Here is an 18,676-nt window from a genome sequence, read left to right as displayed (position 1 = left end):
ACACGATGACCACGACCACCACCGGCAAGCAGACCGCCGGGTACATGTTCGACAACGCCACCGACGAGGCGAGAAACCAGTTGCGGTTCCTCGGGGAGATCCTCGACCCCGGCACCCGCCGGGTTCTGACCGACGCCGGTGTGGCGCCGGGCTGGACCGTCACGGATGTCGGCGCCGGGGCGGGCACGCTGACCGCCTGGCTGTCCGACCAGGTGGCCCCGGGCGGGCACGTCACCGCCGTGGACCTCGACCCCCGCCACCTCCCGGCCGGACCCACCATCACCGTCCGGGCCGGCGACATCCGCCACCTCACGCTGGAGGGTTCGCAGCAGGCGGTGGTGGCGCGGCTGGTGCTGATGCACCTGCCCGAGCGGGAGCAGGTTCTCGCCCGGCTGGTGGAGGCTCTCGCTCCGGGCGGGGTGCTCGTGGTGGCGGACTGGGACTGCACCTGGCGGGACATGATCCGCCACAGCCCCAGCCCCCGCGCCACCGAGCTGATCGAGCGCTTCCACGACGGCCTGCTCGCCTTCGGTGAATCGCGGGGGGCGGACATGGGCTGGGCCAAGCGGGCGCCGGCGGCGATGCAGGCCGCGGGCCTGGTCGACGTCGAGAGTCATATCGAGTCCCGGTCGTGGCGCGGCGGCACCGGCATCTGCCTGCTGCACCGCTCCAACTCCCTGCAGCGCGAAGCCGAGTTGCTCGACGCCGGGATGACCCGCGAGGACCTGGCCGAGCTGCGGGAGGTGTTGATGGACCCGGAGCTGCTGCTGTCGGGCTACCTGATGCACACCACCGTCGGCCGCCGCCCCACGACGGCCTGACCAACCCCTGTAGACGAGAAGGAGGAGTGCCGTGGGCGTGAACGGGCTCGTCAACGCCTACACGATCACCGCGCTGAACGGTGTCGCGTACGGGCTGCTGCTGTTCACCATCGCCGCCGGCCTGACGTTGATCGTCGGCGTGGCCGGGGTGTTCAGCATGGCCCACGGCACCCTCTACCTCGCCGGCGCCTACCTCGCCTGGCGCCTCGCCGACGGCGGCTGGACCGGCCTCGCCCTCGCCCTCGCGGCTGCCGTGCTGGTGGGCGTGCTCGGGGGTACAGTTCTGGCCGCGGCGGTGCGCCCGCTGACCGGCCGGCCCCTCGATCAGGTGCTGGCCACCCTCGGCATCGCCTACATCGCCGCCGACCAGTTCACCACGATCTTCGGCGCCGAACCGCGCTCGGTCGACCCGCCCCAGGCAGCCGCCGGGTCGGTCACCCTGGGCGACTACCAGTACCCGGTCTACCGGCTGGGGTTCATCGCCGTCGGCCTCGCCGTGGTGGCGGCCCTGTTCTGGTTCGTGGAGCGGTCCCGGGTCGGGGCGGTCGTGCGGGCGGTGGTCGCCGATGCGGGCATGGCCGCCGCCGCCGGCCTGCGTACCAGCGCCGTCCGGACCGGGGTGGTGGTCGGTGGGGGAGTCCTCGCCGTGACCGCCGGGGCGCTCGGCGCTCCGGTCATCGGCCCATCGCCGGGGGTGGACACCACGATACTGGTCTACTCGCTGATCGTCTGCGTCGTCGGCGGCCTCGGCAGCATCCGCGGCGCCCTGCTCGCCGCGCTCGGCGTCGGGCAGATCCTCACCCTCGGCGTCGCTCTCGTCCCTGGGGCTGCCGCGTTCATTCTCGCTGCCGCGATGCTCGCCGCGCTCACCATCCGCCGGCGCACCGCCCTGCCGGGACGGCCCGCATGACCACCACCCTCACCTCAAGCCCCGACACGGCCGTTGCGCAGACGCCGATCCGCCGCTCCCGGTTCGGGCCAGCGTGGCTGTTGCCTACGGCGGCGGCCGGTGCTCTGGCGGCGGCGGTGGGATTGCCGTGGCTGGTCAACGCCTACCTGATCTCGCTCGCCGCCACCGCCCTGGTCATGGCCGTGCTCGCGATGAGCACCCAGCTCCTGGCCGGGCTCGCCGGGCTGGCGCCGCTGGGCCAGGCCGCCTACCTGACCGTCGGCGCCTACACCGCCGCGAGCGTCGCGGCGCTGACCAGCCTCGGCCCGGTCCAACTGCTCGCGGCTGCCGCCGCCGGCGCGATCGCCGCCGCGGTCACCGGCCTGCTGGCGGTGCGGGCCCGGGGCACCACCTTCCTCATGGTCACCTTCGGTCTGGGTGAACTCGTGCACGCCGCGGCGAACCAGTGGGCACCGGGCGGCAGCGAGGGCGTCCACGCCCCGCCCGTCGTGGCGCTGCCCGGTCTGCCGTCGATGGTGCAGCCCGGCTGGGTGTACCTGTACGTGCTGGCCTGCACCCTGCTCATCGGCGTCGCCGTCGCCGTTGCCGTCCGCAGCCGCTTCGCGCTGCTGCTGCGCGGTATCGCCGCCCACGAACCCCGGGTGCAGGCGACCGGGCACCACACCGGCGGGCTGCTGCTCACCGCCTACGTGCTCGCCGGTGGCATCGCCGGCGCGGCCGGAGCCCTGCTGATCGCGGTCACCCGGTACGTGTCGCCCGCCGACGCGGCCATGGGCGTCTCCGCCCTGGCCCTGGCCGCCGCGCTCATCGGCTCCGGGAGCATGACCGGCGCCTGCGCCGCAGCGGTCCTCCTCGTCGCGGCCCGGGATTGGGCCGGCGGACTGCTCGGGGGCCACGGCCCCACCCTGCTCGGCCTGGCGTTCCTGCTGCTGGCCTACCTGCCCCGGCACCGCCTCGCCGGCCTCACCACCCGACTGCCCGGGAGGCGGACATGACCGCTGCGCTCCTGCGCCTGGAAGCGCTCAGCCGCGCCTACGGCGCCCGACGGGCGGTCGACGACGTCAGCGTCGACCTGCCGGCCGGGGTCCGGCACGCGGTCATCGGCCCCAACGGCGCCGGCAAGTCCACGCTGCTGCACCTCGTCGCCGGAACCCTGCGCCCCACCACCGGCCGCATCCTCTACGCCGGCCACGACATCAGCCGCTGGCCGGCGCACCGCCGGGCCCGCGCCGGGATCGCCCGCACCTGGCAACACCCGGCCCTGGCCAGGCCGCTCACCGCCGTGCAGAACGTGCTGCTCGCCGTGCCCGGACAACGCCTCACCGCCCTACGCCCGCAGCCGGACGCGGTGACCGCCGCTCACACGGCGCTGGCCCAGGTCGGCCTCACCGGCCACGCCGAGCGGACCGCCGGCCAGCTCGCCTACGGCGACCAACGCCGCCTGGAGATTGCCGTCGCGCTCGCCGCCCGGCCGCGGCTGCTGCTGCTCGACGAACCCTCCGCCGGCCTGGCCACCGGCGAGATCACCCGCCTCACCGAGCTGATCCGGACGCTGCCGGACGACATCACCGTGCTGCTGGTCGACCACAACCTCGACTTCGTCGCCTCGGTCGCCGACACCGTCACCGTGCTGCACCACGGCCAGCACATCACCACCGGCACTCCCGCGCAGGTCCGCGAGCACGCCGACGTGCGCCGCGTCTACCTCGGTGCCGACGCACCCACCAGCCTCCCATCGGACAACTCGGCCACCACGGCGGACGTGGCGGCCGTGGCCGGGACGCCGGTCCTGCGCGTGCGCCACCTGCAAGCGAGCTACACCGGGGCGCCGGTGCTCACCGACGTCACCCTCGACGTGCGGGCTGGGCGGGTGACCGCGGTCGTCGGCCGCAACGGCGCCGGCAAAACCACCTTGATCAACACCATCGCCGGCCTGCACCCGAGCCAGCCCGGCACCGGCATCCTCCTGCACGGGCAGAACCTGGCCGGGCGTGACACCCGCCGCCGCGCCCGCGCCGGTATCGGCCTCGTTCCCCAGGGCCGCCGCCTGTTCGCCGGACTCACCGTCGACGAACACCTCGCCCTGCCCCGGCCGCACCCCACCCGCCCCCGCACGGTCGACGCCCGCCAGGTGCTCGACCTGTTCCCCGCCCTCGCGCGGCGACGCCACCACCAGCCCCACCAGCTCTCCGGCGGCGAACAGCAGATGCTCGCCCTGGCCCGCGCGCTGCTGGCCACCCCGGACGTGCTGCTGCTCGACGAGCCGTCCGAAGGACTCGCCCCCGCCGTCGTCGGGCAACTCGCGGCGATCATCACCGCCCTAGCCGACGACGGCGCCGCGGTCCTGCTCGCCGAGCAGAACCTCGCCCTGGCCTGCCAGGTCGCGCACGACATCGCGGTGCTCGACCGGGCCCGCATCATCCGCCGCATCGCCACCGCCGACATCCGCGAGTACCCCACCGACCTGCACGACCTGCTCACCGTCCCGACCACCACACCGGCACCGTCATGACCACGACCAGCGGTCAGCACCGACCCGGCGAGGCCGCCCCCGAGCCTCGCCACCGTCCACCCGCCGCGGCGGCCCGGCCGCACCGGGTGGACACCGCCGCCCGCACCACCAATCCGGCTGCCGGCGGCGGTGGTGGGTGGTTGGCGACGCTGACCCGAACACCGTCGCCAACCACCCCACCCGCCACCAACCGGCCGGTGACACCGTGACCGGCGACGATGACACCAGCCTGTGGCTGCTCACCGACCTGGCCGCCTGCACCACCTGCTGGCTGACACTCCAGCCCTACACCTGCGCACGCCGGCGCTTCTACGTCTGCTTCTGCTTCACCCTCAACGACGCGCAGCACCTGGAGGCCCTCGTCGTCGGACACGCCGCCGCCCACGACCGGCGCACCGCCACCGAACGACCCTTCATCACCTACCAGCGGTGGCACCAAGCGACCCGGGCCGACCTGCGCCAACACCTGCTCCGCCTGGTCGACCACGCCCTGGTCCACACACCACGCCGCGTTGATCTGCGCTGGCATCCCCAACCCGCCGCCACCGCCGTCTACCAGCCCTGACCGAGACACCGCGCCAACCCGGAGGAACACCATGACCACCACGCTGCCGGGCCATCCCGGGCCGATCCACGAGCTGCTCAACCCGAGCATCCACGCGGAGCTGGACCGGCTCGCCATCAGAACCAACCAGCGGGTGCTGGAGATCGGCGCCGGCATCGGCGAGATCACCGCCCGCCTGGCCGACATCGTCGGCCGCTACGGGTCCGTCACCGCCGTCGACGCCGACACCCGCCACCTCACCGGCACCGCCGTCATCACCGTCCACCAGCTGGACGTCAACCGTGACCCGGTGCCCGGCCACGCCGGCGGCTACGACTACATCCTCGCCCGCTGGCCCCACGGCGGCCTGCGGGACCCGGCGGACCTGATCGAACAGATGATCACCCGCCTGAGCCTGGGCGGCTGGCTCGTCCTCGCCGACATCACCCCCACCCCACCCCGCATCTACCGGGCCCCCGACGACGAGTCCGCAGCCCTGATCCGCTCCGTCATGCAGCAGGTCCACCGCACTGTCGCCGGCCCCGACGGAACGACCTGGACCGCCGACCCCGAAACCCTGCTGATGAGCCACCGCATGGTGCAGCACTGCACCCACACCGCCACCGAAACCTGGACCGGAGGCGGCGCCGGCTGCCGCCTGCTCGCGGACATCGTCACCCACCTGCGGCCCCGCCTGAGCATCAGCGACGCCGACGCCGACCGGTTCGCCAATCTCATGACCGACACCCGTGTACTCCTGGCCTCGTATGAGCGCAGGGCCATCCACGCCCGCAAGGGCACCTGCTGAAGGCACGAACCATGACCCACCCGCACCTGCCCGCCCGCCGCCGCTGTGCCGCGCTCCTCGGTGCCGCCCTCATCCTGCTCACCGCCTGCCAGCCCGCCGACACCGCCACTGCAGGACCGGACGCCAGCCCGCCCGCCTCCTCGCCGCCGGCCGCCGCACCAGCTCCGGCCGCCACCGCTGCCGGGCTCACCGCCCAGCAGCGCCTGAACCTGATCGCCGACACCATCAGCACCGCCCCCGCCGACACCACCGACGGACTGCCCTACACCTACCTGCATCTCCAGTGCTGGGCACGCGCGAGTACCACGATCGTCCGCACCGACGTGCGGCGCTGGCGGCTCGACGCGGACGGCTCCGGCCGCGAGACCATCCGCCGGGCACCGGACCTGCGCGGCCTCGACCACCAGCCCACCCCCGGGGACCGCCAGGAACTCAGCCGGGCCACGCCGCACACAGTGCAACACGGCATCGGTCAACTGCACCCCTACCTGCCCGGAGACATCCCGGCCGACCCCCGCGAGCTGACCCGACTGCTCGCGCCGCCCGCGCTGGCCGGCGAGCCCGCCTACCCGAGGATCCTGACCAGCGGCATCGTCGGGCTGGCCGCCAGCCAACACCTCGATCCGCGGCAGCGCGCGACGACCCTGCGCGTCCTGGCGGCGGTTGCCCACCTCACCTACCAGGGCACGACCACTGACCTCGCCGGCCGGACCGGACTCGCCTTCCAGGTCGTCGCGGACGGATCCACCTCGACGCTGCTCATCGACCCGGCCACCGGCGACCTGCTCGCCGCGACCGAATGGATCAACGGCGGGCGCCGACCCGGCCTGCACTCCTCCACCCTCGTGCTGGAGCACGGCCGCACGCGCAGCACCGGCAGCTCTGTCTCATCCAGCACCGCCGCAGCCGTGACCCGCCCGCGCTGACAAGCCGGCCGGCCGCCGCGCCCAGGGGGTGGGGCGGCGGCCGATCCCTTGTGGCCCGGCGGCAGCGGGTTCCCCGTTCCCTGCCGCCGGCCACCCCACCCCGCACGACGACCAGCAGCAAGGAGCATGAGGTGACGGATCGAATCCGGGGCGCCCGATGGGCGGAGAAAGACGCTGTCGCCGCGGTGATCGCCGAGGCCCTGCAGCCCACTGCCATCGCCGCGTGGCTGGTCCCGGACGAGGAGCAGCGCGGCCGGGTCCTGGCCGATGTCGCCGCCATCTGGGTCGAACACGCCCTGTTCTACGGCGACGTGCACGTCACCAGCGACGTCACCGCCGCGGCCGTCTGCTTCCACCAGTACGGGCCGGTGCCACCACCGGCCGACTACAGCACGCGCCTGGCCACGGCCGCCGGCCCGCACGTCGAACGCTTCCGTGTCCTGGACGACATCATGGACAGCCGGCAGCCGACCACGGCGCACTACCACCTCGCCTACCTGGCTGTGCGCCCCACCCACCAGCGGACCGGTCGGGGCCGGGCGCTGATGGAACACCTGCGCTGCCGGCTCGACCTCATCGATCTGCCGTCCTGGACTCTCACCCTCCCCGCCGGGCAACGCCTCCTCACCCAGGCCGGCTACCACACTGACCACAGCATGGTGCGCCCGGCCGGCGGCGTGGCCATTCAACCGATGATCCGGCGCCCCGGCCGACGCGAGGCCGCCGCCGTGCTCCACCCGGTCGGTCGCCAGCGATGCTCACAGGTCTGACGCCGGGTGCCGCAGCCACCATGGACCAGGCGCGGCCACCAGTCAGTCGGGGCGACCGTCCCTCCGCACCGGGAAGGGCGCACCGCCGGCGTCGCGGGCGGCGATCCGCGCGTCCCCGCTCCGTCGCCGCCTGCCACACCCCCGCCCTGACGAAGAGGACCACCATGGGCGCCGGGCACCAGCGCGCCCGCACCACCGTCACCGCTGCCGCCGGCGGCAGTGCGGCGGCACCAGCAGAGAAGCCGGTGTGCGCGATCATCGACCGGGCCGAGGACCTGGCCGCCGCCGGCCGTCTCCACGACGTCGCCACGCTGCTGCGGCCTGCGCTGGCGCAGCTGAGCGGCCACGCGGTCACCGCCGAGGCTCTCGACGCCGCCGTCCTCTACGCCCACGCCCTCACCGGCACCGGCCACCCCGCGGTCGCGGCTGCCTGGGCCGGCTGGGCGCACACCCGCAGCCACCGCCACCGCGACCGCGGCCCGGGCCATCCGACGACGATCCGCGCGCTCGGCGTCGCCGCCGCCGCGCTGCTCGCCGACCACCGTCCCCGCCAATCCGCCGCCCGCTACCGCAACCTGGTCGCCGCGCTCACCACCACCAGCGGTCCCGCCGGCGGCCTGCGCCTGGGCGACCGGATCTTGCTGCTGTCCGACCTGGACGCGCCGTGGTGACCGCTGGTACGGGGCTGATGCGGTGCTCAGCCGGTCGAGCCAACCTGGCTGAGCTTCACGGGATGTGGCAGGAGGTCATGCGGCGAGGGCGTCGGCGAGTCGTCGTGCTGCTGATGTCGTGCGTAGGTCGGCGGGGATGCTGCGGTAGAGGTCGACGGCGCGGCGGCGGGTGAGGCCGGTGCGGTAGCGAGCGGGGACGTCCAGCAGGGTTGCGGTGGCGGCGTGGCAGGCGTCGATGGTGTGTCCGTCGCGGTGTTGGCAGGTAGCGGCGTCCAGTCGGAGCAGGGTGCGGGTCAGGGTGCTGGTGGGAGCGGATAGGGCAAGGGCGTGGGCTTGGCTTTCGCGGGCGCGGTGTGTTTCGCCGAGGGCGGTCAGGGCGTGGGAGAGGTGGACGTGGTGTTTCTGTTCGCAGTGGCCGAACCAGGTGTCGGCGCGTTCGCTCTCGGGCAGCTTGCCGGCGAGGTGGTCTGCGTCGCGTAGCGCGGAGTCTGCCTTGTCGCGGCGGCCGGCCAGTGCGTAGGCGCGTGCGGTGACCGCGGCTGCGAGGGTGGCGGCGGCGGTGGGTCTGGTGCCGGCGATGTGCCGGGCCTGTTCGGCGAGGGCCGCGGCGGCGTGGGGGGCGCCGAAGTTCAGGGGCACCATGGCCTTGCGGGCGAGGATCCAGGCGTGCAGGGTCCGGTCGCCGGACTCCTGCGCTGAGCGTGCCGCTGTGGCGAACCAGCTGTCGGCTTCGCGGCGGTTGCCGAGGTCGTGCAGCACGACGGCTGCCATGCCGCCGAGCTGCCCCATGATCCGCGTCAGGGCGATGCGGGCCGCGGCTGGCTGAGGGCGTTGGAGCAGGGGGACGGCGTCGGCGAAGTCGGCGATCAGGTCGGCCAGGACGTCGGTGGGTGCTCGCCCGCCGTAGCCGTAGCTGTGCTGTTCGGTCGCCGCTTCCAGCCGTCCGAGGTCGGCCGGGCCTGCGGCGGCCAGCGCGTGGTCGGCCCTGGCCAGCACGTCGGTGAGATGGTTGAGGGGCGTGGCAGTCAGGCCGGCGGCGAGGCTGGTCCGCAGGAGTTCACGTCGATGCATGGATTCATCCTCCCTCGCGGTCTGCGGCTCGGCGTCGGTGCCGCTTTCCCAGGATCGCGCGGCAAGGCCCAGCATGGCACCCGGGATGCGCAGGCCGTCGGCGATGCGCTCGATGGTGTCGAGGGCGGTGATGCGCGCTTCTCCGCGGGCGACCAGGCTGATGCGCTCGGCTTTCAGCCCCGTCGCACCGGCGATGGCGTTGAAGCTCATGCCGGCGGCCTTCGCGGCGGCGAAGACCGCGTCGAAGGAGCGGTCCCGCAGGGCGCGCACCACGATGGGGTCGCGGAGCAGCCGGCGGGGTAGGACACGACCTGCCGCCGACGACTCCACGAGGCTCCTCAATGGACGCGGACGCTAATCGATGGAATATACCGCCGATCACCCCGGCCGCGTGACCCCCCGTAGTGGTGCCCCCCTCGTAGGGTTACGCGCCGCGGGTTGGCTGGGATGTAGTGGCTCCTGTCGTTGCAATCCTCTCAGGAAGGCAGGGCTATGGCCTCCACCAGTTCCACCGCCTCCGCGGCGGGCGTTCCGACCACCGGCCGCTCCGACCAGGTCCGGCAGTTCTCCTCCGTGGCGCAGGCGACGCTCGCGCTGGGCTGCAAGACCTACACCGGCACCATCGCCCAGGGCGGCGGCGAGATCCCCACCGTGACGCCGGCGCAGTAGAACCGTCCGTTCCCGATCGACGGTCCGAGATGGCTGCCGGCTCGCGGCCCCGCCGCGGGCCGGCAGCCCTCACTCTGGGAGGCACCTGGTGATGACACTTCCCTCCGCGCTGCGGATGGCGGACCTGCGGTTTCGCCACGAGCATTTCGGCGCTCTCGCGTGGAGCACCACCCAGCCCCGACGCTTCTTCGAGTTGCCCGGCGCGGCGGCCGGGGTCGCACTGCTGGCCCGCGAGCCGCTCACCCCGCAGTACCCGGAGCAGGCGCAGACCGCGCTGGCCGATCGCTTCGGTCTCGACGCCTCCCGGTGGCACACCATCCTCGGGGAGCTGCATGCGGCCGGCGTGCTCACCTCGGCCGACGCGCCGGCTGAGCCGCTCACCGACGCGCGTGTCCATGCGGTCGCCGACGAAGCGGAGGCGGCCCGGCCCCGGTCACCGGTGCTCAAGCCGTTCTGGGTGCACCTGCAACCGTTCACGGTCTGCAACCAGAAGTGCCTGCACTGCTACTGCTCCGGCGGGCCGAAAGCGGACCCGTTCCTGCTGCCCGTGGAGCAGTGGCACGAGATCATCCGCCGGCTCGACGACTACGGCGTGCCGGACGTCTACATCACCGGCGGGGAGAGTCTGCTCCTGCCGGGGTTCTTCGACCTGGCGGCCGACATCATCGGCCGGGGGTTGGGCTTCGGGGTGTCGACCAACGCCACGGTGCTCAACGCCGGCCGGCTGGAGCGGCTACGCGATCTGCGGGTGTCCCCGGTGCAGGTGTCGCTGGACGGCGGGCAGGCCGCCACGCACGAGATGATCCGGGGCGCGCCCGGCTCCTGGCCCAAGACCCTCGCCGGCATCCGGGCGCTCGGCGAGTTCACCGAGGTCGTCATCAACACCGTGGTCAACCGCGTCAACCTGGGCGAACTGGAACAGGTCGTGCAGGCCGGGCTCGGCGTCGGGGTACGCCGGTTCAAGTTCTTCCCGCAGAAACCGGTCGGGCGCTCCAACCCGGCGGTGACCTTGGACGACGCCACGATCCTGACCGTGCTGCTGCCGCAGTGCCAGCGCCTGGCCGAGGCGTACGCGGTGGAGATCGAGACGATCAGTCCGGACCAGGGGTGCGGCAGCGGCAGCATCGGCTTCGCCGTCGACCAGCGCGGTGACGTCTACCCGTGCATCTTCGGCGTGGAGAACCGGTCCCTGCGGGCCGGGAACCTCCTCACCGACGACCTGGACACCATGTGGTTCGGCGCGGCGGTATGGGAGCAGTTCCGCGGCGAGACGGCCACGCCGTGCCGGCGATGCGAGGCGCCATGCCCGCGGTGACCGGCCCCGGCCAGGCGCGGGTGTTGGTGTGGGCGCCGACGCTGTACGAGTCCGGGTTCAAACAGCGCCACGTCGACGGTGACGCCCTCGCGGTGCAGGCGTCCCTGCGCACCGCCGGCTACGACAGCGTCGTGCTGGACGCCTACTACCGGGGCCGGCCCGCCGCGACCCTGGCCAGCACCCTCGCCGACGCCGCCGGGTTCGACGTGCTCGTGGTGCACCTGTTCACCTCGGACGCGTACGGGCCCCGGCTGCGAGGCATCGCCGACGAACTAGTGGCCGCCCGGCTGCGGCACCCTCGGCTGACCGTCATCGGCGTCGGGCCTCTGGCGGTGTCCGCCGCCGGGGAGTTGATGGCGCACGGCGCAGTCGACCACGTCGTCGCCGGTCCCACCACCGTCGCGGCCGACCCGTTCGTCGCCGGGCTCCTCACGCACCTGCGCGCGCACCTGGCGGTCTACACGTCGCTGCGGTCGCTCACCGCCGCCGACCTGCCCTACGGCGCCGACTCGGTGGTGTCCGTGGCCGCGAGCCGCGGCTGCCGGTCCCGCTGCACGTTCTGCGCCTACAACGCCGACCTGCCCGGCGGTGGCTGGCGGGACCTGCCCATGGCCCAGGTGGTGGACGACATCGCCCACCTGCACCAGGCCATCGGTGCGACGACGTTCGCGTTCTCGGACTCCGACTTCGGCGGCACCCGCCGAGAGTGCGCCCGCCGCGCCGCCGAGCTACGCGACCGCCTGCGGGCGGCCGGGCTCGCGGGCACGCTCACGTTCGCGATCAGCGTGCGCGCGGAAACCCTCGACCCGCACACCGTCGGCGTGCTCGCCGACGCGGGGGTCCGCACCATGCTCATCGGCGTGGAGTCGTTCAACCCGGACACCCTGCACCGCATCTACGGCAAACGTCAGGACCTCACCCACCTGCGGGAGGTGGTGGCCGCCGCCGACGACGCCGCGGTCACGACCGTGGCCAGCTACATCCTGTGGCATCCCTGGCAGACCCTCGACGGGCTTCGCACCGAGCTGGACGCCCTGGACCGCTTCGGCCGTCACCGGATCCCGCACTTCATGGCCCGCAGCCGCCTGGAGGTCATCCCCGGCACCGTCATCGAACGGCAGACCGCCGCCGACGGGCTGCTCATCACCGCGCCGTTCCACCGCGCGTTCACCATCGCGGACCCGGCCGCCGCCGCCGTGGCCGACGCCCTCACCGACTGGTTCGCCACCACCGCGGCGCCGGTGCTCGCCGGCCTGCACGAAGCCGACCCCGGCAGCCTGGACCGGCTCGCCCAACTCAAGATCGCCGAGTGGGCCTGGCTCACCGACACCGTCAACCGGGAGGCCGCCTGCCATGGGTGATCTGCTGCTCGGCATCCACGGCGGCGCCAACGCCACCGCCGCCATCGCTGTCGACGGGCACCTCACGCACTGCGTGCAGGAGGAACGCCTGACCGGGATCAAGGGCTACATGGGCTTCCCGCACCACGCCGTCGCCGCCTGCCTGCACGCGGTCGGCGCCGACCCCGGCGACGTCACCGAAGTCGTCTACGGCAGCCGCTCCGGACCGGTGGACCACTGCCCCCGCGACGAATGGCTGCGCCGCCTCGCCGCCTTCCACCGGCAGCCGGCCCTGGCCGACAGTGAGGACCACCTGCTGGCCGCCGCGCCCGGCGCGCTGCCGCAGCGGGTCACCGAGCTGCTGCGCCGCGACGGCCTCACCGGCGCGAGGGTCACCTACGTCGACCACCACACCGCGCACGGCGCCGCCGCCTACTACGGGCTGCGCACCGACCCCGACCGGCCCTATCTCGTGCTGACCTGCGACGGGTTCGGTGACGGCGCCTGCGCGACCGTCTCCACCTGGACCGCCGGGCACCGTACCGAGATCGCCCGCACCGACATGCGCAACTCCATCGGCCTGCTGTGGTTCTGGTTCACCCACGCCGCCGGGTTCACCCCGCACGAGGACGAGTACAAGCTGATGGGCATGGCCCCCTACGCCCGCCCCGACCGGGCCCGGCAGGTCGCCGACATCCTGCACACCTACCTCCGTCTCGACCCCACCGGCCTGCGGCTGCACCGCACCACCACCGTCAGCATCGAGCGGGCCTGGCCCGACATCGAACAACACCTGCGAGGCCGACGCTTCGACGACCTGTTCGCCGGCCTGCAACTGTTCACCGAGCACCTGCTCACCCGATGGGTCCGCAACGCCGTCACCGCCACCGGCATCCGAGACGTCCTCGCCGGCGGCGGCGTCTTCATGAACATCAAGCTCAACCAGCGCATCGCCGCTCTGGACTGCGTCGACACCTTCGCCGCGTTCCCGTCCTGCGGCGACGAAAGCCTCCCGCTCGGCGCCGTCTACCACCACCTCGCCGCCACCCAAGGCCACCACAGCGTGCGCCCGCTGACCGACTGCTACCTCGGCGACGACATCACGCGCGACGACGCCCAGCAGGCGGTCGCCGGCACCGGCCTGCACCTGCACGAACCCGGCCGCATCGAGGACGTGGTAGCCGGACTGCTGGCCGACGGACAGATCGTCGCCCGCTGCGCCGGCCGCATGGAATACGGCGCCCGCGCCCTCGGCAACCGCTCCATCCTCGCCAACCCCGCCGACGCCGACATCCCCCGACGACTGAACCAGCTCATCAAACAGCGGGACTTCTGGATGCCGTTCGCGCCCGCGCTCCTGCGCAGCCACCAGCACCGCTACATCCGCAACCCCGACGGGCTCCGCAGCCCCCACATGATGCTCGGCTTCGACACCCAACCGGACGCCGCCACCGACATGATCGCCGCGATCCACCCAGCCGACCTGAGCTGCCGCCCCCAAATCGTCGACGACGACAACGCCACCGGCCTCGCCGCGATCCTGCGCGCCTACCACACCCGCACCGGCCGGGCCGTGCTGCTCAACACCTCGCTGAACCTGCACGGCCACCCCATCGCCCGCACCGCCGCCGACGCCGTCACCGTGCTCCTGCGCTCCGACCTGGCCTGCCTCCAACTCGGCCCGTACCTCGTCACGAAACCCGTATCGACATGCTGAGGCTCATCGCGATATCCACCGCCTGATCGGCCGTGATGATCGCCTCTCGCAGCTGCACCTCCCGCGGGTCGAACGCGGTCAACACGCTGCCCCGCAGGTCCGCGCGAGCGAAGTCCGCCTCCCGCACGCTCGCACCGGACAGGTCCACATCCCGCATCACCACACCCTGACACCGGGCACCGCTGAGATTCGCTCCCCGCATCCGCACCCGGACGAACTCCGCGGTACTCAAGTCCGCGCCCAGCAGCTCGACGTCCGACCAGTCCCCGCCCGTAACCTCCACACCGGACAGGTTGCACCGGTCGAACACCGACCCGGTCAGCGTGCAGTCCGGCAACTCCGCATCCCACCAGTTGCAGCCCGCGAACCGGCAGCCGGTAAATGCCACACCCTCAGCGCGGACACAATTGAACCGGACAGCGGTGAACGTGCACGACTCGAAAACGCAGTCCTTGAGCCTCGCGCCGCACAGATCGATCTCCCGGATGGTGGCCTGCTCATACCGCAGACCCACGAACGAATCCGCCCCATCCGCATCCGCGTTCGGCGACGGCCAATCAGCAACCGTAACCACCTGCCGGGCCGATACCCGTCGGGTCGACGTCATGACTGTTCATCCTCAATGGAAATGCCTGCCGCCCGAGCAAGGCCGAAAGACAAACTGATCAGATCAGTAGAATGAACGATCGCGCCCCGCCAGTTTGACAGATCACCGACGCCTGCGAGGTTGCAGCCCCGGAACCGCGTACCGGCCATGTCGGCGTGATGGAATACCGCCGTGGTCAAATCACAATCACGGAACGACGCGCCGCGCAGATCAGCATTCGTGAAGTCCGCGCCAGTGAGGTTGCAGCCCACGAACTCCACCGCGTCGAACGTCGTCATCCGCCACGCCGACAGGTCAGCGCGACACTCGCGTACCGACACATCCCGCACCACGCCGTCAGCCCACACGAGGCCCGTCAGCCGGCACTCCGTGATCCGCACCCGCGTCAACCCGCCACCATCAGCGCGCAGATTCGCCAGATTCGAATCCTTCAGCAGGCAATCGGTCAACGACACCCGATCCAACCGGCACTCAGAAAGGTCCGCGCCCTGAAACCGGCACTGGGAAAACGACACCGACAACGCATCCTGTCCCGCAAGCTGGGAACCGTAGAACGCCGACGCCTCCAGCTCCGCCTCCGGTTCCAACTCCGCCGCCTCAAAATGGCGCACCTCCGCAGGCGGCACCGGCTTTCGCGGCTCGCGAGCACGAACAGCAGAGGAACGTGTCACAGACGATCGACGCGCAGCCATGCCCCCTACTCTAAAGACCCTCGGTCGATCTGCAGGCACCGCTGGACCGCGAGTCGAACGTCAGGTACAACCCGCGACGGCCTGGCGTACGGGGCACACACCGCGCCGACGGTGGCCCGGGTCCGCGTCGGCGCACTCGTCGCGGTCCAGGCGTGCTCGTGGCCGTGCCCGTCCTGCCCGTGGCGGAAGGACAACGCGCGCCGCTACCGATATCCCAACCTCCGCGAGTACCTAGCCGGGACCGTGCCGGGGGAGCCCGACTTCGGGAAGCCGGTCGACGGTGACCCGCTCTCAGCGCTCGGGACCATGTTCGCCTGCCACCGCATCCCGAACGACAACGCGCACCTGTGCGCCGGGTGGCTCGCGGCGCACGGGGCGGAGCACCCGATCGCCCGGCTCGGCATCGCCTGGGGCCTGATCGACCCGGCCGCCCTGACGCCGCGTCAGAGGGCGGTTCGCAGGGTTAGGTCCGTTTCGAGATGAGGGTGAATACGCCGGGTTCGTCTTCAGTCAGGATGTTGCGGCTGACCATTCGTTTCAGCTTCGCGCGGGTGCTCTCGACGTGGTTCGGTGAGGGCTCGACGTCGAGTGCGATGCAGATGGTTTTGGCTCGCATGCCGGCGGGCGCGGTGGTGAGGACGTCCAGGATCTGCTGGTAGGGGGCGCTGGCGATGGTCGGGTCGTCGGCGATGAACTCGGCGGCGGTGAGGGCGTTCAGGGTGGTGCGGGTGGTCGTCAGTGCGGCCAGTTCGCCCTCGATGCGGGTGAGGTCGGCGGTGAGGGCGGTGATCTGCTCGCGCAGCCGGCCGGCGGCCTGACTGGCGGTGGCTTCGCGTGCGGTGATCAGGTCGAGAATCACGGTGAGGTTCACCGGTGCCGCCAGGACGGGGTGCTGGAGCCGGTCAGCCGACGCACGATGGTCGCCATCGACGCCCACAACGTCCGGGATACCGCCGATTCTGGGCGGCTCTCGTACTCGCGGACGAGACGACGGTGCAGCATCAAAGTGCCGCAGGTTTGTTCTACGATCCACCGCTTGCGGACCGGCACGAAGTCGGTGACCGACGCCGCGGTCACCACGACCGCGATGATCAACCCCAGGGCGTCCACGGCCAGGCCACGCTTGCGGCCGGACACCTTCTTGCCGACGTCCTTGCCGGTCGTGGCCGCGGGCACATGATTCGCGGCCCGCACCGACTGGCTGTCCAACACGACCGCGGTCGGATCCTCACGACGGCCGGCCTTCTCCCGCACCTGACACCGCAGCAGATCATGGATCGCCTGGTCCGTGCCGTCGTCGCGCCACAGCGCGAAGTAGTAGTAGGTCGCCGACTTCGGCGGCAGGTCATGCGGCAGGTACGTCCACTGACAACCCGTCCGGTTCTGGTAGAGGATCGCGTTCACGATCTCCCGCAGGTCGTAGTCACCCTGATGCCCCGACGCTGAGACCCGCCTGGCTTTCCACGCCCGCAGGAACGGCCCGATCAGCGCCCACTGCGCATCGGTGACGTCACTGGGGTACGGCTTCCGATCACCCATGACCGACCCAACGCCGCTACCGCTCGGCGGTCACGACCGCCCCTCACATTCCCGCATCGAGAGACATCAACCTACAAACGAGACCACCGAAGGCTACTCAATCGGACTCAAGGCATAGATCAACCAGAAGGCCCGCGAACCGCGGTGTACTCGATGCCGCTACGGGTGAGGCCCTCCCGGGGCAACTCCCGGCGCGACCGGACCGCTGCCAGAAGATTCGCGATGTCTGCGACGGGAGACAAGCCGGCGAGCAGCCGACCACGTATCCCGTGCAGGGCAGCGGCGAAGCGCAGCACAGCGTCAACCGACGAAACATCCGGGGCCATAAGCCCCAGTATGAGCATCCTGCCCACAGGTGTGATCACTGCCGCGGCAGGGTCACCGGATATCCACTCATCGGCGCATCCGGACGCCGTCGAACGGCGCCGACGGCACTTGGGTGACGAGCGCCTCGCAGCATGAGCGGCCGGCGTAGCGATACAGGATCGAACTAAAGACGATGCGGTCACAGGTATGACCAGCGATGATCGGTCGGTGGGAAAGGTGCGCGGGGTCGATGGTCTGCGCGGCCGTTTCGAGGGCGCGTTGCGCGACCTGCGGGGGCGGCGCCTAACGTCGGTCGACTACTGGGACGTGCACAACTTCGGCCCGGAACGCGCGCCATGGGACTATGGCGACTGGCATCACGCCGTCATGGGCGTGCAACTCGGCACCGACCTCGGCGCCGTGACCGTGACCTGGACCGACACGTTCTACCCCTATGGCGTCGAGGTCTTCCACGAGCCGATCGGACATCACCTCGTCCTCGGCGAATCCGGTCCGGCCCGCGTCGGCCCGGAGGTCGAGGGCCAGAGCCGCTGGGCTCCACTTCTCGGATCAAGGGTGCACAGCACGGCCTGCCACTGGGAGCAGCTCCAGATCGGGCCGAGCCGGCGGGCGAACGGCAGCATCGCCGCGGCGGCGCATTCGGTCGACGTGCCCGTCGCGTTGCGCCTGGACTTCGCCGCAGGTTCGATCTGGTTCGTCGCTGCCATCCCGCAGCTGCCCGACCCTCAGGGCGTCTTCATCCCCGGCGACGAAATCATGGTGGTCTTCTCCGCCGAGAAGATGCGCGACCTGGGCTTCGAGGACCCCGCGTTCGCACGGACGTCCCCGGGGCCCGGTGGAACGGAGCCGACCTTCGAGGCGTAACCGCCGAGCGCGTCATTGGGTGGCTGCACGATCTCTCGGAATCCGCGGATACGTCCGGCTGACGTTGGACCAACCGACCTGGCACCGCGTTCGCCCGCCTGTCCGCGCTACCTCAGCTAGTCACCTGCACCCGCCCCAACCACGACGAGCACCGCACTGGAGGACGCCGCTTACCGCGTCGGTGACCGGGCCGTCCTGCGCCACGTCGGGCAACGCCGGCCAATCAGCATGCCCGCGCGTCCTGACGGTCCACCGGACAGAGCAGCTGCCCTGGGCCACCGCTTTGATCAACAACTAACGAAAGACGGAGGCTAACAGCGGCAGGTGCGGATGCTGCCAGTACCGATCCAAGAAGGCTTACTGCCGTTCGCAGGTTGCCGAGTTCGGCGTGTTTCCCGGCGAGCCTAGGCTGTGCAGCATGCAAGGATTGGCGTGGCTCCTGCTGTGCCCCTGCGCGTTTTTTGTGTTGCTGTTCTTCGCCGCGACCGTAATCCTCTGGTTTCACACCAAGCCAGGAAGCCGGTAGCTGAAGCGGCCACCGGTAGGGAGGACTTGCGCGCAGACCGGGGCGGC

General features: G+C 71.7%; 20 protein-coding genes. 15 read left to right on the top strand and 5 right to left on the bottom strand.

Annotated features, from left to right (window positions below):
- The first annotated feature begins 5 nt into the window (after window positions 1–5).
- The 9 genes from MICAU_RS20415 to MICAU_RS31540 all read left to right on the top strand — a co-directional run bounded on the left by MICAU_RS20415 (window position 6) and on the right by MICAU_RS31540 (window position 7,962).
- Window positions 6–821 (top strand): class I SAM-dependent methyltransferase, encoded by an 816-nt coding sequence (locus tag MICAU_RS20415; RefSeq protein ID WP_013287237.1) that lies wholly within the window; start codon window positions 6–8, stop codon window positions 819–821.
- A 31-nt stretch (window positions 822–852) separates the two neighbouring features.
- A complete protein-coding gene (locus MICAU_RS20410) occupies window positions 853–1,731 on the top strand; it encodes a branched-chain amino acid ABC transporter permease (RefSeq protein ID WP_013287236.1) in 879 nt (292 codons plus the stop codon).
- A 116-nt stretch (window positions 1,732–1,847) separates the two neighbouring features.
- On the top strand, window positions 1,848–2,726 hold the full coding sequence (locus tag MICAU_RS20405; protein WP_244879636.1) for a branched-chain amino acid ABC transporter permease: 879 nt from the start codon (window positions 1,848–1,850) through the stop codon (window positions 2,724–2,726).
- Window positions 2,723–4,243 (top strand): ATP-binding cassette domain-containing protein, encoded by a 1,521-nt coding sequence (locus MICAU_RS20400; RefSeq protein WP_013287234.1) that lies wholly within the window; start codon window positions 2,723–2,725, stop codon window positions 4,241–4,243. Before MICAU_RS20405 ends, MICAU_RS20400 begins: the two co-directional genes overlap by 4 nt.
- A gap of 136 nt (window positions 4,244–4,379) precedes the next feature.
- Window positions 4,380–4,808, top strand: a complete 429-nt coding sequence (locus tag MICAU_RS20395) for a hypothetical protein (protein WP_013287233.1) — start codon at window positions 4,380–4,382, stop codon at window positions 4,806–4,808.
- A 31-nt stretch (window positions 4,809–4,839) separates the two neighbouring features.
- Window positions 4,840–5,595 (top strand): class I SAM-dependent methyltransferase, encoded by a 756-nt coding sequence (locus tag MICAU_RS20390; protein ID WP_013287232.1) that lies wholly within the window; start codon window positions 4,840–4,842, stop codon window positions 5,593–5,595.
- 11 nt (window positions 5,596–5,606) lie between these two features.
- Window positions 5,607–6,521: a hypothetical protein gene (locus MICAU_RS20385; RefSeq protein WP_013287231.1), complete on the top strand. Its 915-nt coding sequence runs from the start codon at window positions 5,607–5,609 to the stop codon at window positions 6,519–6,521.
- Between the two features lie 131 nt (window positions 6,522–6,652).
- Window positions 6,653–7,291: a GNAT family N-acetyltransferase gene (locus tag MICAU_RS20380; protein WP_013287230.1), complete on the top strand. Its 639-nt coding sequence runs from the start codon at window positions 6,653–6,655 to the stop codon at window positions 7,289–7,291.
- A 164-nt stretch (window positions 7,292–7,455) separates the two neighbouring features.
- The gene (locus MICAU_RS31540) at window positions 7,456–7,962 is read left to right on the top strand and encodes a hypothetical protein (RefSeq protein WP_013287229.1); all 507 of its coding nucleotides are present in this window, start codon (window positions 7,456–7,458) and stop codon (window positions 7,960–7,962) included.
- A 75-nt stretch (window positions 7,963–8,037) separates the two neighbouring features.
- Here MICAU_RS31540 and MICAU_RS20370 read toward each other — a convergent pair whose 3' ends face one another.
- On the bottom strand, window positions 8,038–9,363 hold the full coding sequence (locus MICAU_RS20370) for an NsdA family TPR-like regulatory protein (protein ID WP_013287228.1): 1,326 nt from the start codon (window positions 9,361–9,363) through the stop codon (window positions 8,038–8,040).
- 162 nt (window positions 9,364–9,525) lie between these two features.
- Here MICAU_RS20370 and MICAU_RS32505 point away from each other — a divergent pair, with 162 nt between their 5' ends.
- The 4 genes from MICAU_RS32505 (at window position 9,526) to MICAU_RS20350 (ending at window position 14,074) form a co-directional block, all read left to right on the top strand.
- The gene (locus MICAU_RS32505; protein ID WP_013287227.1) at window positions 9,526–9,702 is read left to right on the top strand and encodes a hypothetical protein; all 177 of its coding nucleotides are present in this window, start codon (window positions 9,526–9,528) and stop codon (window positions 9,700–9,702) included.
- Between the two features lie 91 nt (window positions 9,703–9,793).
- On the top strand, window positions 9,794–11,017 hold the full coding sequence (locus tag MICAU_RS20360) for a radical SAM/SPASM domain-containing protein (RefSeq protein WP_013287226.1): 1,224 nt from the start codon (window positions 9,794–9,796) through the stop codon (window positions 11,015–11,017).
- Complete coding sequence (locus MICAU_RS20355; RefSeq protein ID WP_013287225.1) at window positions 11,005–12,378, top strand: B12-binding domain-containing radical SAM protein; 1,374 nt, start codon at window positions 11,005–11,007, stop codon at window positions 12,376–12,378. Before MICAU_RS20360 ends, MICAU_RS20355 begins: the two co-directional genes overlap by 13 nt.
- Window positions 12,371–14,074, top strand: a complete 1,704-nt coding sequence (locus tag MICAU_RS20350) for a carbamoyltransferase C-terminal domain-containing protein (protein ID WP_013287224.1) — start codon at window positions 12,371–12,373, stop codon at window positions 14,072–14,074. The genes MICAU_RS20355 and MICAU_RS20350 overlap by 8 nt, the downstream gene beginning before the upstream one ends.
- Here MICAU_RS20350 and MICAU_RS20345 read toward each other — a convergent pair.
- The gene (locus tag MICAU_RS20345; RefSeq protein WP_013287223.1) at window positions 14,049–14,681 is read right to left on the bottom strand and encodes a pentapeptide repeat-containing protein; all 633 of its coding nucleotides are present in this window, start codon (window positions 14,679–14,681) and stop codon (window positions 14,049–14,051) included. The two genes, MICAU_RS20350 and MICAU_RS20345, sit on opposite strands and share 26 nt — an antisense overlap.
- The gene (locus MICAU_RS20340) at window positions 14,678–15,373 is read right to left on the bottom strand and encodes a pentapeptide repeat-containing protein (RefSeq protein ID WP_041799059.1); all 696 of its coding nucleotides are present in this window, start codon (window positions 15,371–15,373) and stop codon (window positions 14,678–14,680) included. The genes MICAU_RS20345 and MICAU_RS20340 overlap by 4 nt, the downstream gene beginning before the upstream one ends.
- Between MICAU_RS20340 and MICAU_RS33685 the strand changes: the two genes are divergently transcribed.
- Window positions 15,284–15,856, top strand: a complete 573-nt coding sequence (locus tag MICAU_RS33685) for a DUF6283 family protein (protein ID WP_425311434.1) — start codon at window positions 15,284–15,286, stop codon at window positions 15,854–15,856. The two genes, MICAU_RS20340 and MICAU_RS33685, sit on opposite strands and share 90 nt — an antisense overlap.
- Here the strand turns inward: MICAU_RS33685 and MICAU_RS20330 are convergent.
- On the bottom strand, window positions 15,837–16,244 hold the full coding sequence (locus MICAU_RS20330; protein ID WP_013287220.1) for a hypothetical protein: 408 nt from the start codon (window positions 16,242–16,244) through the stop codon (window positions 15,837–15,839). The genes MICAU_RS33685 and MICAU_RS20330 overlap by 20 nt on opposite strands.
- Window positions 16,241–16,912 carry an IS5 family transposase gene (locus MICAU_RS20325; protein WP_013287219.1) on the bottom strand — a complete coding sequence of 224 codons (672 nt, stop codon included), beginning with the start codon at window positions 16,910–16,912 and terminating at the stop codon, window positions 16,241–16,243. Before MICAU_RS20325 ends, MICAU_RS20330 begins: the two co-directional genes overlap by 4 nt.
- A 534-nt stretch (window positions 16,913–17,446) precedes the next feature.
- Here MICAU_RS20325 and MICAU_RS20315 point away from each other — a divergent pair.
- On the top strand, window positions 17,447–18,103 hold the full coding sequence (locus MICAU_RS20315) for a hypothetical protein (protein WP_218917873.1): 657 nt from the start codon (window positions 17,447–17,449) through the stop codon (window positions 18,101–18,103).
- Window positions 18,104–18,676 lie beyond the last annotated feature (573 nt).

This window comes from Micromonospora aurantiaca ATCC 27029, from assembly GCF_000145235.1.
Taxonomy (GTDB): domain Bacteria; phylum Actinomycetota; class Actinomycetes; order Mycobacteriales; family Micromonosporaceae; genus Micromonospora; species Micromonospora aurantiaca.
The sequence above is the reverse complement of the archived record's forward strand: the minus strand, read 5'-3'. Positions and strand labels throughout refer to the sequence as shown.

Bases quoted from the DNA above. Each gene is read 5' to 3' on its own strand.
- MICAU_RS20415 (WP_013287237.1), top strand. From the start codon at position 6: ATGACCACGACCACCACCGGCAAGCAGACCGCCGGGTACATGTTCGAC.
- MICAU_RS20400 (WP_013287234.1), top strand. From the start codon at position 2,723: ATGACCGCTGCGCTCCTGCGCCTGGAAGCGCTCAGCCGCGCCTACGGC.
- MICAU_RS20390 (WP_013287232.1), top strand. From the start codon at position 4,840: ATGACCACCACGCTGCCGGGCCATCCCGGGCCGATCCACGAGCTGCTC.
- MICAU_RS20385 (WP_013287231.1), top strand. From the start codon at position 5,607: ATGACCCACCCGCACCTGCCCGCCCGCCGCCGCTGTGCCGCGCTCCTC.
- MICAU_RS31540 (WP_013287229.1), top strand. From the start codon at position 7,456: ATGGGCGCCGGGCACCAGCGCGCCCGCACCACCGTCACCGCTGCCGCC.
- MICAU_RS32505 (WP_013287227.1), top strand. From the start codon at position 9,526: ATGGCCTCCACCAGTTCCACCGCCTCCGCGGCGGGCGTTCCGACCACC.
- MICAU_RS20360 (WP_013287226.1), top strand. From the start codon at position 9,794: ATGACACTTCCCTCCGCGCTGCGGATGGCGGACCTGCGGTTTCGCCAC.
- MICAU_RS20355 (WP_013287225.1), top strand. From the start codon at position 11,005: ATGCCCGCGGTGACCGGCCCCGGCCAGGCGCGGGTGTTGGTGTGGGCG.
- MICAU_RS20350 (WP_013287224.1), top strand. From the start codon at position 12,371: ATGGGTGATCTGCTGCTCGGCATCCACGGCGGCGCCAACGCCACCGCC.
- MICAU_RS20345 (WP_013287223.1), bottom strand. From the start codon at position 14,681: ATGACGTCGACCCGACGGGTATCGGCCCGGCAGGTGGTTACGGTTGCT.
- MICAU_RS33685 (WP_425311434.1), top strand. From the start codon at position 15,284: ATGGCGCACCTCCGCAGGCGGCACCGGCTTTCGCGGCTCGCGAGCACG.
- MICAU_RS20340 (WP_041799059.1), bottom strand. From the start codon at position 15,373: ATGGCTGCGCGTCGATCGTCTGTGACACGTTCCTCTGCTGTTCGTGCT.
- MICAU_RS20325 (WP_013287219.1), bottom strand. From the start codon at position 16,912: ATGGGTGATCGGAAGCCGTACCCCAGTGACGTCACCGATGCGCAGTGG.